Source organism: Methanosarcina spelaei (genome assembly GCF_002287235.1).
Taxonomy (GTDB): domain Archaea; phylum Halobacteriota; class Methanosarcinia; order Methanosarcinales; family Methanosarcinaceae; genus Methanosarcina; species Methanosarcina spelaei.
The window spans coordinates 1-15438 of sequence record NZ_LMVP01000025.1 but is presented as its reverse complement, the minus strand read 5'-3'; the positions used below and the strand labels follow the sequence as shown (position 1 = coordinate 15438).

The following is a 15438-nucleotide window of genomic DNA, read 5'->3' as shown; positions in this document are numbered from 1 at the left end:
AATTAACTTAAAACTCAGAAATTAACTTAAAACTCAGAAATTAACTTAAAACTCAAAAATTGATTTAAATTTATTAATAGTTTATAGATTTTCAGTCCAATCCGGTGAGATTTCCATGATATCTGAGGTAACACTTGAGAAGTCCAGACAGATGTATGAGAAAGCAAAGACCCTCATTCCTGGTGGGGTAAGCAGCCCTGTACGCGCAATAAAACCCTATCCGTTCTATACGGCATCAGCTAACGGTTCAAAAATAAAGGATCTTGACGGAAACGAATACATAGATTACTGTCTGGCTTACGGCCCTGCTCTTCTTGGGCACAATCACCCTGTAATAAAAGAAGCTATTAAGGCCCAGCTCGACAAAGGATGGCTCTACGGAACCCCTACCGAGCTTGAGGTAACCCTTGCAGAGAAAATTACAGGGTATTACCCCAGTATCGATATGCTCCGCTTCGTATCCACGGGCACTGAAGCCACGATGAGCGCCCTTCGGCTTGCACGCGGCTTTACTGGAAGAAACAAATTCATCAAAATTGAAGGCGGATTTCACGGGGCCCATGATGCGGTTCTGGTAAAAGCAGGTTCAGGAGCTACAACTCTCGGAGAGCCAGATTCGCTTGGAATACCTGAAGATTTTACGAAATATACCCTGCAAGCTCCTTATAACGATATTGAAGCAATGACAGAGATTGTAGAAAAAAACAGGGACGAACTGGCTGCAGTCATCATCGAACCAGTGCTCGGGAACATAGGTCCGATAACTCCCCTGCCCGGATACCTGGAAGAACTCAGGAAGCTTACCCTGGAAAACGACGTGCTTCTTATATTCGATGAGGTTATTACCGGGTTCAGGCTCGCAATAGGAGGAGCACAGGAATACTTCGGGGTTGTACCTGACATGACCACTCTTGGAAAGATCGTGGGTGGAGGGCTGCCTATTGGAGTTTTTGGAGGCAGGCGTGAAATCATGGAAATGATCTCACCATCAGGCCCGGTCTACCAGGCAGGAACTTTCAGCGGAAGCCCCTGTTCCGTGGCTGCGGGCATTGCAGTGCTTGACTACCTGGAACAGGAAAAGATCCACGAAAAAGTCAATTCGAAAGGCGATTACATACGGGCTGTACTTGCAGAAATCGTTGAGGATGAAGGGCTTGATTACAGCGTATGCGGAATTGCTTCAATGTTCAAGATTTTCTTTGGAGCCGAACCTCACAACTACCAGGAGGCCCTGAAGTGCGATAAGGAAGGTTACCTTGCTTTCTTCCACAGGATGCTCGCAAGCGGAATTTTCCTCCCTCCTTCACAGTTTGAAACAAATTTCGTCTCTGCAGCTCACAGCGAAGAGGATATCGAAAAAACCCTTAAAGCATACACCGAAAATCTTTAAGCGGATTTATTTTGAGCAGATTTGCATCTTTGAAAACGAGGACTTAATATGATCATAGGTACGCGGGGCAGTCAGCTTGCACTTGCCCAGGCTGAGAATGTTGCACGCCTTTTGAAAGAACAGGGCGTTGAAACCAGCTTGAAAATTATAAAAACCAGTGGAGACCGATTTACTGATAGGCCTCTGCATGCAGTATCGAGTGGAGTTGGGGCTTTTGTCAGGGAACTGGACGAAGTTATGCTTGAAGGAGAAATAGATATCGCTGTGCACTCCATGAAAGACATGCCAACAATTCGCCCACCTACCCTTCCAACCGCAGCTGTTCTGAAGCGGGATACCCCATTTGATATCCTGCTGACTTATGACGGGACACCCCTGGACGAGCTGCCCGAACAGTCCATTATAGGTACCAGTTCCCTGAGGAGGACAGCCCAGATCAAGCGCTATAGGCCTGACCTTATTACTCAGGATTTAAGGGGCAATATAGATACAAGGCTCAGGAAGCTTAAAGAAGGAAAATATGATGGTATTTTGCTTGCCAAGGCGGGGCTTGAACGCCTGGGCTGGGAACTTGAAGGAGAAATTCTTTCTCCCGATTTCTTCTGTCCCTCTCCAAATCAAGGTACGGTTGCAGTTGTCACAAGGGCAGACACTGAGGCTGAAGCTGCAGTTTCCAGGCTTGACCATACCGACAGCCGAATTACCACCGAAATTGAGCGCATCCTGATTTCCGAACTTGGGGGAGGTTGCACTACTCCTATAGGTTCTTATGCCGAGATTAAGCCTGACCGAAAAGAAATTCATGTGCGAGCTGAGGTCCTTTCCCTTGACGGAGAAGAAACTGTCGGCATAAACGAACTTATTCCTATGGCAGGAGGAATTGAAAAAGCTAGGGAACTCGGAAGCAGACTTGTACAGATGGGTGGAAAGAGACTTGCTGAAGAAGCGCTCCTGAAGCTTTCCAGAGACTCGTGCGACTCAGATGATTTGTACGAATGATAACACAAAATATAATGCAATCATATGACAGGGCAGAAAGGAGCCAGCTATGTATACTCTTACAGGACTTAAATTTAAAAATCCGACCATTCTTGCAGCCGGAATACTTGGCACAACCGGGGCATCGCTTTGCAGGGTTGCACGTGAAGGAGGAGCAGGTGGCGTTGTAAGCAAATCCATAGGTCCCATGCCTAAAACCGGGCATCCCAACCCAAGCATGGTCAAATTTGAATGCGGATTTCTAAATGCTATGGGACTTCCGAATCCTTCATATCCCAGTTTTCTCCAGGAACTCGATATTGCAAAAAAGGACTCAGGAGTTCCGGTGATTGCAAGCATATTCGGTGGAAACCCTGCCGAGTTTAAGGAAGTTGCCGAAGGCCTGCTACCTGCGAAACCCGATGCTTTTGAGCTTAATGTAAGCTGCCCGCATGCAGAAGGATACGGAGCTGCAGTCGGCTCTAACCCCTGCCTTGTAGAAGCAATTACAGCCACAGTAAAAGAAACGGTGAATGTACCTGTATGGGTTAAGCTTACACCTAATGTTTCTGATATTACCTGCATCGGTAGTGCGGCTGAATCCGGAGGCGCCGATGCGGTTGTTGCAATTAATACCTTAAAAGGAATGGCTATAGATATCGAGTCCGGATATCCTGTCCTGGGAAACCGTTCAGGCGGGCTTTCAGGAAAAGCCGTCAAACCCGTAGCTGTCAAATGTGTTTATGACCTCTATACGGCCCTAGAGATCCCTGTAATTGGGGTAGGAGGAATGTCCTCCTGGCAGGATGCAGTAGAAATGATGATGGCGGGAGCTGCAGCTGTCCAGATCGGATCGGCTGTTTATGACAGACTTGATATCTTCTCTGAAATCAGTAAAGGTATAGAAACTTTCCTGCAGAGGAAAGGATATTCGGATGTAAAAGAATTAATAGGGCTTTCCCATGAGATGGTCTGATGCTTCCTCTTAATGCTACAATAGTACGGATAGATGAAGAGTCTCCTTCGGTCAGGACTTTCTTCTTTGATTTCCAGTTTGAGACCATGAAGCCCGGTCAATTTGTAATGGTCTGGGTCAGGGGTGTGGACGAGGTGCCCATGGGCCTCTCGAGTAAGAACTCCATAACTGTCCAGAAAGTGGGAGAGGCAACTTCAAAACTTTTTGAGTTGAAAGAAGGGAATTCTTTCGGGTTAAGAGGACCTTTCGGAAAGGGCTTTTCCCTACCTTCAGAAGGAGAAAAAACTCTGGTTATTGCAGGCGGGGTCGGAGCTGCTCCTCTTGCTCCTTATGCCGAGGCAGCTCGGAGTGCAGGCTCGGAGGTGCACACTGTGCTTGGAGCGCGGAGTGCAGACGACCTTCTTTTTGAGAAATTCTTTGCAGAAACAGGGGAGATCTCCATTTCTACAGATGACGGCTCAAAGGGAACAAAGGGCTTTGTGACCGATGTGCTCAATAGCCTCGACCTTTCGGTTTATGACAAAATTGCGGTCTGCGGGCCGGAAATAATGATGGCTTCGGTTTTCAGGCTCCTTGAAGACAGAAAGGTTCTTGAAAGATCCGAATTCAGCCTTCACCGCTATTTCAAATGCGGTATAGGAGTTTGCGGGGCATGTTGTATAGATAAGTCAGGTCTCAGGGTTTGCAGGGACGGACCTGTGTTTTCAGGTGTGCAGCTCCTGAATTCCGAACTTGGAAAGTATACGCGGGATGCCAGTGGGCGAAGAGTTAAAATTTAAGTTTGAATATATCCTTTTAAAAAATGAAGGAAAGCAGACTAAGTCATTCCAGTAAGCAGGAGAAGACCTAGATATGATTGGAAGGTTCAGATCAGGAGATGAGATTTTTTACGGAGATATTGAAAATGGGCGCGTGTATCCAAAAGGTGGAGTTCCCGCAGGAATCTTTAACCTTTCGGAACTTCGCGTCCTTCCACCTGCATCTCCTTCAAAAATAGTATGTGTCGGCCTGAACTACCGGGACCATGCCGAAGAGATGCACATGGAAATCCCGGAGGAACCTGTTCTCTTTTTGAAGCCTCCTTCAGCGGTTATAGGGCATGAAGACAAGATAATTTATCCGGCATCCAGCTCCAGAGTAGAATATGAAGCCGAACTCGCATTTGTTATAGGTAAACGCTGCAAGAATATATCAGCCTCAAAGGCCCTGGATGTAATTGCTGGTTATACCTGCTTTAATGATGTGACTGCACGGGATCTCCAGTATAAGGACGTGCAGTGGACAAGATCAAAGAGCTTTGATACCTTTGCAGCTTTTGGACCTTATCTCGCTTCTCCCGATGAAGTTGATATCTCGGATGCAAAGATTGCCTGTAGGGTAAACGGGGAAATCAGGCAGGCTTCCAGCACTGCAAACCTTATTTTTGACATTCCTTATCTTATCGAATTTATCACCGAGATCATGACCCTGGAAGTAGGAGATGTCATTGCCACAGGGACCCCTCCTGGCGTTGGAGAACTTCAGCGCGAAGACATTGTAGAAGTTGAAATCCAGGGAATCGGAACACTTAGAAACGAGGTTGTCTGATGCTGCTTGAGCCTATAGGAAACGAACTTGACCTTACCGAGCGCCATCTTCTGGTGCTTAAGAAAGTGATTGAAGAAGCTCCCATTGGGATTCTAAAACTTTCAGAAGTCACCGGAATGCAGAACCATAAAGTGCGCTACTCGCTCAGAGTTCTTGAACAAGCTAACCTTATCAAGCCCTCGGCTCAGGGTGCCGTACCCGGAGATGCGGTTCCGAAATTTCTTGAGGAATTTGAAATCGAGTTTAAGAAAATAAGCGAGAAAATATCTCGTATCCAGGAGATAGAAGATTCCATCCCAAAATAGATCCGCATTCATTTAGTAGGCGAAAAAGTTGTCTATCTTCTTTCTTTTATACTACTTCTCTTGTTCCTTTTTAACTATCTTTTCCTTTTTTGAGGGATTGACTGAACCTATCAGAATTCTAACTTTTTCAGTTATTGAAATCCTCAAGGTTTCTCCTCTACTTTTACCTCCTGATGAGTTCTCTTGTATTACATTTTATCTAAATTGAAATTTAACTAAAAAAATTTAAAAATTAAAATTACGTTAGAGTATTATTTTATTAAATGAAAAAGAATGGAGGAGGATTCATGAAGACTAACAAAAAACTATATTCAGGAACCTTAGCTGCAGCAGCCCTGATTTTATTTTTAATATTCATTTTGTCCACGGCATCGGCAGCTACAAAGCAGCCAGGAGAAGGACAAATCACTATCACAGAAGAACAAATCAACGACATTCAGTCTGAATCTTCAACTCAATTTTCGGAATCAGCACAGAATATCAATAAGTTATATGGCATAAATTTTAGCCCCTATATGGACGGGCAGAGCCCAGATTATGGATCTAAGATAGACAAAAAACAAGTCACGAATCGTATGAAAATAATGGCACCATATACTGAGTGGATACGAACTTATGGAACGGAAAATGGTCTGGAGTATGCTGGCCCAGTAGCTCATGAAATGGGGCTTAAGACTGCAATTAGTGCATGGCTTAGTGGAGATACTGAAGCAAATGAGAGACAGATAAGTAAGTTGATCGATGAAGCTAAGGCTGGTAATGTTGATCTTGCTATAGTAGGTAGTGAAACGTTGCTAAGAAATGATCTTTCAGAAGATCAGCTTATTGAGTATATCAAGCGTGTTAAACAGTCAGTACCCGCCGGCGTTAATGTTACAACAGCCGATACATATAGCGAGCTTCTGGCTCACCCTAAGGTAATGGATGAGTGCGATGTTATCATGTATAATAGCTACCCCTACTGGGAAGGTATCAGCATTGATAAAGCAATGGATCTTCAGGACAGCCGTTATAAGAATCTAGTTAATAATGTAAAGAATAAACCAGTCATTGTTTCTGAAACCGGATGGCCCAGCGCAGGAAACACGATTGGGAATGCTGTACCATCAGCTAACAACTCAGCCACGTATTTTTATGATTTTGTGTCATGGGCACGTAATAATAGTATTCAGTATTTTTACTTTGAGGCGTTTGATGAAACATGGAAAAGTGTTAATGAAGGCCCACAGGGTGCTCACTGGGGAGTATGGGACAAAGATGGCAATATGAAGCCTGGGATGGAAAAGGTCTTAAAGATCCCTCAAGCAAGTTTTTCGGGATCTCCTACTTCAGGAAACATTCCGCTGAAAGTTCAGTTTACTGACAAAAGCACAGGCGCTCCCACTTCGTGGAAATGGAGCTTTGGAGACGGAAAATCTTCAACATCGAAGAGTCCGACATATACATACAATAAAGCAGGAAAATATACTGTCAGTTTAACAGTAAAGAATGCTGCAGGAAGCAGTACGAAAACAATAAAGGATTATATAACCGTAAAAACAGCTCCTGTAAAACCTGTTGCTGCATTCTCTGCATCCCCAACTTCAGGATATGCACCACTGAAAGTAACATTTACTGACAAAAGTGCCAATAGTCCAACTTCATGGAAATGGACCTTTGGAGATGGAAAAACTTCAACAACCAAGAGTCCTGCATATACATACACTAAAGCCGGAAAATATACTGTCAGTTTAACAGTAAAGAATGCTGCAGGAAGCAGTTCGAAAACAATAAAGAATTATATTGTCGTAAACACATTGAAAGCTCCGGTTGCTTCTTTTTCGGCAAAGCCAACCTCAGGAAAAGTACCACTGAATGTGCAGTTTACTGACAAAAGCAGCAATAGTCCAACTTCATGGAAATGGAACTTTGGAGACGGAACTTATTCAACAGCCAAAAACCCTGTACATAAGTACAGTAAAGCCGGAAAATATACTGTCAGTTTGACGGTTAAAAATGCAAAAGGAAGTAACACTAAAACTATTTCTGGATATATTGTATCCAAAAAATGAGCAGCTTAAATTGAAAAACTGATGAAAAGGTCAGGAGCTTAAAAAGGAGTGGGGAATTCATTAACCAGGTCATCTAACATCAAGCGGAGAACCGGAATCAGTACTACATCTTACTTCGTTCAAATACACAGTAACACTTCAGTAATCATGCTGCAGGAAGAAGTACTATAACAAACAAATTTCATAAAAGTGACAACAAATATAAGACCAGGCATATACTCTGAAAACAAATAAACCCTTAAATTGAAAAACAATAAAAAATCAAGGCTAAAGGGATGTGTATGATCACTGGTCAAATCTAATAAAACCACCCTTAGCCTTGTATGAGCAGAGTTGAAAGCCAACTTCAGGTTTATGATTTGCAAGAACTGGCTCTCACTACCTAACTTCTTAACCCTTCTTAGTTAATTTGAGATCTAAACGTTTTTATCTCATGTTTTTGTGCCGAGAAACCTGGTTTTTCTACGCTGATTCGCTTCATTCAGACTCTTCCTTAAACAAAGTCCCTAAATTAGAAAACTCTTAAAGAGGCAAAATCCAAAAGGGGCTTAAAAATTAACAAGAAACTAAGACTATTACATCTTTTATATGAGGAGTAAAAGGATGATGAAGAAGAAGGATAACGAGAACTAGAAAAGTAACTCCCAGATCTAATTATTTAACACTCTTTTTTGAGCTCATATGGATATTTAAGTTCTTCTTTTAGATCTTCGCAACAAAAGTTCCATTACTGATCGAGATTCCAGACTGTATAAAGCGAAATTTTCTTACAATTAACTTAAAAAAATTAAGTTTTATAAATATAAGATTTAAAAGAAAAAATTTAAGTATGGCGTCTAAAACCTTACTAATTGAATTAAAATATTAAAATTAATAGTTAGAGATGAGAATATTGGATAAACATATGACGGTCTGTAAGATAAGCTTGGTTTCAATCGCCTTTGTTTTGTTTTTACTTTTGTCTACGGCATCGGCAGATACAGTGGAAGGCACTTCGCCCAACATCACTGAGACCCGACTAACCACCAGTGGATTAGCACATAGTCCTGCAATCTATGGAGACAGAATCGTATGGGATGATTATCTTAACGAAAGTCGTGATATCTATATGTACGATGTTTCCACTAAAAAGAAAACTAAAATATCCACAAACGAATCAGTTCCTAGTAACCCTGCTATTTATGGGGACAAAATAGTGTGGGAGGATTCTCGCAATTCGAGTTTTAACCCTCCTACCGAGATATACATGTATGATCTCTCTACCTCCAGTGAGAGTTTGATAATAGCCGGTGATCATCCTCCATATTTGATGAATCCTGCAATTTATGATGATAAGATAGTGTGGAAAGGTTACCTCGATGATTACTCTGATGTTTTCATGTATGATCTCTCTACTAAAAAGGAGACTAAGATTACCACTGGCAGCAGTACCGAACCTGATATCTACGGAAATAGAATAGTATACAGCGTTTATAGCAATAGAAACTACGACATCTACATGTATGACCTTTCCACTAAAAAGGAAAAAAAGATTACTACCGATAAATCGTACCAGAACCAGCCTGCTATCCACAAGGACAGAATTGTGTGGTCGGATGATCGTAATAGCAATGACGTAGAATGGACCCCAGAGATCTACATGCATGATCTTTCCACTTCCAAAGAAATCCGGATAACCACCAGTGGATCAGCAGAGAATCCTGCAATTTATGGTGACAAAATAGTTTGGCAGGATGACCGCAGTGGTTATCGTAATTATGATATCTACATGTACGACCTTTCCACTAAGAAGGAAACTAGGATAACCAACAGCGGATCGGCAGAGAATCCACGTATATACGGTAACAATATAGTATGGGAAGACAATCGTAACGAAAACTCCGACATTTATATGGCCATCGTCTCAAGTGAAAACCCACAACCAAAACCACCTGTTGCGGACTTCTGGGGTTCACCACTCTCAGGAAAAGTCCCGTTAAAGGTAAAATTTACTGAGACAAGTAAAGGATCTCCAACTTCATGGAAATGGGATTTCGGAGATGGAAAATCTTCAACGGAAAAGAGTCCAACGCATACATATTCAGCCGCAGGGACTTATACGGTTAAACTTACAGCAACAAATGAGGCAGGAAGTAATACGAAAACCAAATCGAACTATATAAAAGTGACAGGAAGTTCCCAGGTTCCGGTTGCAAACTTTGGAGGCTCACCGCTCTCAGGAAAAGCTCCATTGAAGGTACAGTTTACTGACAAAAGCAGTAATAGTCCCACATCTTGGAAATGGAGTTTTGGAGACGGAACTTATTCAACAACTAAAAATCCTGCACACACATATAGTAAGGCAGGAAAGTATACTGTCAGCTTGACAGTAAAGAATGCAGCCGGAACAAACACAAAAACAATAAAGGACTATATAACCGTAAAAACAGCTCCTGTAAAACCTATTGCTGCATTATCTGCATCCCCAACTTCAGGATATGCGCCATTGAAAGTAAAATTTACTGACAAAAGTACAGGTTCTCCAACGTCATGGAAATGGACTTTTGGAGATGGAAAAACTTCAACATCCAAGAGTCCTGCATATACCTACAGTAAAGCAGGAAAATATACTGTCAGTTTAACAGTAAAGAATGCTGCAGGAAGCAGTTTGAAAACAATAAAGAATTATATTGTCGTAAACACGTTGAAAGCTCCAATTGCCGCTTTTTATGCTTCTCCAAGGTCAGGAAAAGCACCACTGAATGTGCAGTTTACTGACAAAAGCAGCAATAGTCCAACTTCATGGAAATGGAGCTTTGGAGACGGAACTTATTCAACAGCCAAAAACCCTGTACATAAATACAGTAAAGCAGGAATATATACTGTTAGCTTAACAGTCAAAAATGCCAAAGGCAGCAATATTAAAACTATATCTAATTATATCACAGTGAAAAAATAAGTGAATGTTGTAAATTCAAACGATAATAGGACTTACGCACTTTAGGAATAAAATCAAATATGGTAAAGACTGTAGATTAAAATCACGTTTTAAACAGTTAACAGTCTTCAAACAGTTAACCGTCTGATGCTGTTGATTTTTCAGTTCAACTGCGTAAGTCCTAGATAAAAAACGAAGTCAGAAAAGAGTGAGAGGGTTATTTGCTGACTTTTATCATATGGAGTAGTATTTTTGAGAGAAAAAACTGTCAATGGTAAACCTTACTAGTGCATCGGTTCTCAAATATATACATAATAAGAAAACAATTACAGCTTATGACGCAACTATTATTTTAAAGTCATATGCAATTCTGTAACACGGAAAAGGCAGCCGGTCGTGGAGTGATTAGATCTGGATATTACAACCACGGAAAGCACGGAAGACACGGAAAAAGCATACCTTTACTAATTATTTCCGTGTCTTCCGTGCTTTCTGTGGTTTTCAAAAATACATTTCTGAAATAATTTGGAATCGATGCACTAGTACGTAATAGAGTCTTCTAGAATTGGTGGAAAGGCAAAAACTATTTTTCGGGTTTACAAGGTAGTATAAAAAAGATACTCAAAATGAGAAAGCAATCTGAATTAATGCTGAATTAATTATTGAATTTTTTAGATGGGTCTATTATCTCTTGGAAAGAAACTAAATACTTTAACACAATTTTCGAGTTATATCCAGAAATCCACCAATAAGTAAAATTTTGAAAATGTACATATATTGTTTGTTAGATTCAGTAATTAATTATATAAAATTATACAATTGATCATATTTTGTTGTTGGATCTAATTCTGAATATAAATAATAAGTATTTGGGAGAAGCTTCTATGACCTTAAGTCCTGAAGACATTAAAACAATTGAAAAATACGCTTATCAAAATGCTGTAAAATACGGGAAAGCCCCCCAACCTAAAGCTGTAATGGGCAAAGTTATGGGGGAGTGCCCTCAACTCAGATCCGAACCCAACGCAGTATCTGAGGCTCTTGAAGTTATTATTCCCGAGATTGCAAAGGGAAACCCTGAAACCTGGGAAGCAAAACTTTCGGAAATTGCCCCCGAGCTTATCGAAGCTCTTAGTGTAAAAAAGGAGCCTGATAAGGGTTTAAAACCTCTTGAAGGAGCAGAAAATGGCAAGGTTGTAATGCGTTTTGCTCCGAATCCAAACGGGCCCGCAACCCTTGGCAGTGCAAGAGGCATGGTAGTTAATTCCGAGTACGTTAAAATGTACAACGGAAAATTTGTCCTGCGTTTTGACGATACCGATCCTGATATAAAGAGGCCTATGCTTGAGGCTTATGACTGGTATCTCGACGACTTCAGATGGCTTGGGGTTGTGCCTGACCAGGTTGTTTATGCTTCGGATCATTTTCCTCTCTATTACGATTACGCAAGAAAACTTATCGAGATGGGTAAGGCTTATGTCTGCTTCTGTAAAGGAGAAGATTTCAAGCGATTTAAAGATGCAAAGCAGGCCTGTCCTCACAGGGATACCAGCCCTGAAGAAAACCTCATGCACTGGGAAAAAATGCTTGCCGGAGAATATGAAGACCAGCAGGCAGTGCTAAGGATCAAGACCGATATAAAGCACAAAGACCCTGCGTTGAGGGACTGGGGAGCCTTCAGGATAAGAAAAATGTCGCACCCCCGCCCTGAAATCGGGAACAAGTATATTGTCTGGCCGCTTCTCGATTTTGCAGGTGCAATCGAAGACCACGAACTGGGGATGACCCATATCATCCGGGGTAAAGACCTTATAGACAGCGAAAAGCGGCAGGGATATGTCTACAAATACTTTGGCTGGAAGTATCCGAGAACAACCCACTGGGGCAGGGTCAAGATCCATGAATTCGGAAAGTTCAGCACCAGTACCCTGAGAAAAGCTATTGAAGCAGGGGAATACAGCGGCTGGGACGATCCTAGGCTTCCAACAATTAGGGCAATTCGGCGCCGTGGAATCCAGGCCGAAGCCCTCAAGAAGTTCATGATAGAGATGGGAGTCGGAATGACTGATGTAAGCATAAGCATGGAGTCTCTCTATGCCGAAAACCGCAAAATCGTGGACCCTATTGCAAACCGCTATTTCTTTGTCTGGGACCCTGTAGAACTGGAAATTACAGATGCGGAACCGACAGTTGCTAAGCTTCCTCTTCACCCTACTGACCACGCAAGAGGATTCAGGGAAATTGCTGTAGGAAATAAGGTTCTTGTCTGCACGGAGGATGTTGAAAAATTGGAAGTGGGTTCTGTTATCCGCTTAAAAGATTTCTGCAATATAGAGGTTACTTCCCTTTTCCCGCTTCAGGCAAAGCTCTCTGATGTTTCTCTTGAAGCCCTTAAAAAAGCAAAGGCAAAAATCATCCACTGGGCCCCGCTTGACGGGATGAATGTGAAAGTACGAGGCCCTGAAGGTGATATCAATGGAATAGGTGAGCAAGGGATTGCAGCCGAAATTGACAAAATCGTGCAGTTCGAACGCTTCGGTTTCTGCAGGATAGATGCCGTAAATGAAGGAGAAGTTGTGGCGTACTTTGCCCACAAATAATTTCTGGAAGAAAGTGGACAGGAAACTGTTCTCTTTTCTTTTGCTCACTTTTTTTATTCATTTTTTATTGTTCCTTATTTCTTATCTGGAAGTGCCGTAAGTTGTTGATTTGATATTAATAAATGAGCTCACCGTCTTTTTAGTCATTTTTGAGAGGGGTTTTAATCTTGTGATTTTCAGTAGCGACTCCTTATCTAATTTCTTGACTTTTTTAAGCTCATTTGAAATTCTCAAAAGTTTTTCTTTTATATTTTTTATACCGAAAAGTTTTGCTATTTATGTACTGATTTACTGTAAACTTATTCTTCTTCTCAAAACAAATTTTCTAAAATTACACATTTTCTTAAATTTTTGATTTAAATAACAAAGTTTAAAAATGTATATATCTCTAAATTATTAACATTTTTTATATGAAAAATAAATTAAAGATTAAGGAGTAGGATAAGTGAAACTTGATAAAAAATCGTATTCAGTGATCTTAGCATCAGCAGTTCTGATTTTATGTTTAATTTTCGTTTCATCTACGGCATCCGCAACTACTGAGCAAACTGCTTCGCTCACGATCAATAAAACTCAGATAACCACCAGTGGATCAGCAGCGTTTCCTTCTATATATGGTGACAGGATAGTATGGCAGGACTGGCGTAATGGGAACAAAAATGATGGACCCTTCAATATTTACATGTACAATATCTCCACTCACAAGGAAACTCAAATTACTACCAGTGGATCAGCAGCGTGTCCTTCTATATACGGTGACAGGATCGTATGGAAGGAATGGCGTAATGGGAACCAGAATGATACCGAGGAAGAATATGATGTATACATGTACGATCTCTCCACTCACAAGGAAACTCAGATAAACAATAGACCAATCCCTTATGACTACTTAGGGTATAGCTTCGGGCCGCATATCTCCGGTAACACGATAATGTGGGGTGGCCCATATGGTTATTACATTTATGATATCTCCACTCAGGAAACTCATATTGATAATATGTCAGCACCCTCTCCTGTTTTTTTCGGTAACATAGTAGTGTGGGTACCTGATATTGATGGACGCCCGAGTAATCTCATAATGTACGATCTCTCCACTCACAAGAAAACTCAGATTACCAACAGCGATTCAGCATTCAATCCTGATATCTACGGAGATATAATAGTGTGGGCAGATTGGCGCCAGAGAGATGATGGATATCAATACTCCGAGATCTACATGTATGATCTTTCCACTAAGAAGGAAACTCAAATTACCAACAGCGGATCAGCATTTTATTATAGTCCTAGAATCTCCGAGGACAGGATAGTTTGGCTGGATAACCAAGATAGTGGAAGTATTTACATGTATAATATCTCAACTCAAGAGGAAGCTCATACTAACAATACATCAATTAGGCAAGGATTTACTTTCTATGGTGATAAGATAGTGTGGTCGGATTGGGACAATGAAAAAACCAATGTCTACATGGGTACTCTCACCAGTTCAAACCTGCCAACTGCTGCCTTCTCTGCATCTCCAACCTCAGGAAAAGCCCCAATGAAAGTGCAGTTTACTGACAAAAGTACAGGAACACCAAAGAAATGGAAATGGGATTTTGGAGACGGAACAACTTCAACCAAACAGAATCCAACGCATAAGTATTCAAAAGCAGGAGTTTATACTGTTAAACTTACAGTAACAAATGCAGCAGGCAGCAACACAGTAACAAAAGCAGATTATATAACCGTGACAGCAAAACCAGTTGCTGCATTTTCTGCATCTCCAACCTCAGGAAAATCTCCATTAAACGTTAAATTTACTGACAAAAGTACCGGATCACCAAAGAAATGGAAATGGGATTTTGGAGATGGAATAAGTTCAACCAAGCAGAATCCAACGCATAAGTATTCCAAAGCAGGAAAATATACAGTAACCCTCACAGTAACCAATACAGCAGGCAGCAACACAGCAACAAAATCAAATTATATAACCGTAACAGGAACTTCGCAAGCTCCCGTTGCAGATTTCTGGGGCTGGCCACTTTCAGGAAAAGCGCCACTAAAGGTAACATTTACGGAGACTAGCAAAGGATCGCCAACTTCATGGAAATGGGATTTCGGAGATGGAAAATCTTCAACAGAAAAGAGTCCTACACACACATATTCAGCAGCGAGAACCTACACGGTTAAACTTACAGCAACAAATGCAGCAGGAAGTAGTACAAAAACAAAATGGAATTATATAAAAGTGGCAAAGTGACTGCAATTTTGAAAACGGTTGTAAACCTCCTGGGGTTCTATAAGATTAGATTTACAGTAAGTAATGTGGAAGGCAGCAGTACTGTAACGAAGACAAACTTCATAAAGGTGACAACAAACACAAAACCGGGAATATACTCCGAAAGTAAATAAAACTGAATTGGAAAAAGAAAAAGATCAACGAGAAAGGGCAGTGATGGTATCATTGATAATATATGAGCCTATCCCAAAACCAATATAATGCCAGAATAGGAGTTATAATATTGGCGGTAATAGTAGATTAGATAATGTTTTGGGATAAGCTCTATGATAAACACGCCCTTTGACCTTATTTTACAATGATTGAAAGCCATCCTCATACTCTCAATTTTTCAATAACTGCCTCCCAAGATCTAA

At 41.2% G+C, this 15438-nt stretch carries 11 protein-coding genes; all 11 read left to right on the top strand.

The features are described 5' to 3' along the window. Window positions 1–115: 115 nt before the first annotated feature. The 11 genes from hemL (at window position 116) to ASJ81_RS02370 (ending at window position 15195) form a co-directional block, all read left to right on the top strand. Complete coding sequence (gene hemL, locus ASJ81_RS02420) at window positions 116–1390, top strand: glutamate-1-semialdehyde 2,1-aminomutase (RefSeq protein WP_095643090.1); 1275 nt, start codon at window positions 116–118, stop codon at window positions 1388–1390. Window positions 1391–1438: 48 nt separating this feature from the next. Further along, the gene (gene hemC, locus ASJ81_RS02415) at window positions 1439–2389 is read left to right on the top strand and encodes a hydroxymethylbilane synthase (protein ID WP_095643089.1); all 951 of its coding nucleotides are present in this window, start codon (window positions 1439–1441) and stop codon (window positions 2387–2389) included. 49 nt (window positions 2390–2438) lie between these two features. Next, window positions 2439–3344 carry a dihydroorotate dehydrogenase gene (locus tag ASJ81_RS02410; protein WP_095643088.1) on the top strand — a complete coding sequence of 302 codons (906 nt, stop codon included), beginning with the start codon at window positions 2439–2441 and terminating at the stop codon, window positions 3342–3344. Next, window positions 3344–4123 (top strand): dihydroorotate dehydrogenase electron transfer subunit, encoded by a 780-nt coding sequence (locus ASJ81_RS02405; RefSeq protein ID WP_095643087.1) that lies wholly within the window; start codon window positions 3344–3346, stop codon window positions 4121–4123. The genes ASJ81_RS02410 and ASJ81_RS02405 overlap by 1 nt, the downstream gene beginning before the upstream one ends. A gap of 73 nt (window positions 4124–4196) precedes the next feature. Further along, window positions 4197–4931 carry a fumarylacetoacetate hydrolase family protein gene (locus ASJ81_RS02400; protein WP_095643086.1) on the top strand — a complete coding sequence of 245 codons (735 nt, stop codon included), beginning with the start codon at window positions 4197–4199 and terminating at the stop codon, window positions 4929–4931. After that, a complete protein-coding gene (locus ASJ81_RS02395) occupies window positions 4931–5236 on the top strand; it encodes a hypothetical protein (protein ID WP_095643085.1) in 306 nt (101 codons plus the stop codon). The genes ASJ81_RS02400 and ASJ81_RS02395 overlap by 1 nt, the downstream gene beginning before the upstream one ends. Window positions 5237–5523: 287 nt before the next feature. Then, complete coding sequence (locus tag ASJ81_RS22505; protein WP_170943158.1) at window positions 5524–7287, top strand: PKD domain-containing protein; 1764 nt, start codon at window positions 5524–5526, stop codon at window positions 7285–7287. Between the two features lie 892 nt (window positions 7288–8179). Continuing rightward, the gene (locus tag ASJ81_RS02385) at window positions 8180–10225 is read left to right on the top strand and encodes a PKD domain-containing protein (protein ID WP_449288768.1); all 2046 of its coding nucleotides are present in this window, start codon (window positions 8180–8182) and stop codon (window positions 10223–10225) included. Between the two features lie 863 nt (window positions 10226–11088). Further along, complete coding sequence (locus ASJ81_RS02380; RefSeq protein ID WP_095643083.1) at window positions 11089–12804, top strand: glutamate--tRNA ligase; 1716 nt, start codon at window positions 11089–11091, stop codon at window positions 12802–12804. A gap of 445 nt (window positions 12805–13249) precedes the next feature. Further along, window positions 13250–15043, top strand: coding sequence for a PKD domain-containing protein (locus ASJ81_RS02375; protein WP_095643082.1), 1794 nt, complete (start codon window positions 13250–13252; stop codon window positions 15041–15043). After that, window positions 15040–15195 carry a hypothetical protein gene (locus ASJ81_RS02370; RefSeq protein ID WP_170943157.1) on the top strand — a complete coding sequence of 52 codons (156 nt, stop codon included), beginning with the start codon at window positions 15040–15042 and terminating at the stop codon, window positions 15193–15195. The genes ASJ81_RS02375 and ASJ81_RS02370 overlap by 4 nt, the downstream gene beginning before the upstream one ends. Window positions 15196–15438: the final 243 nt, after the last annotated feature.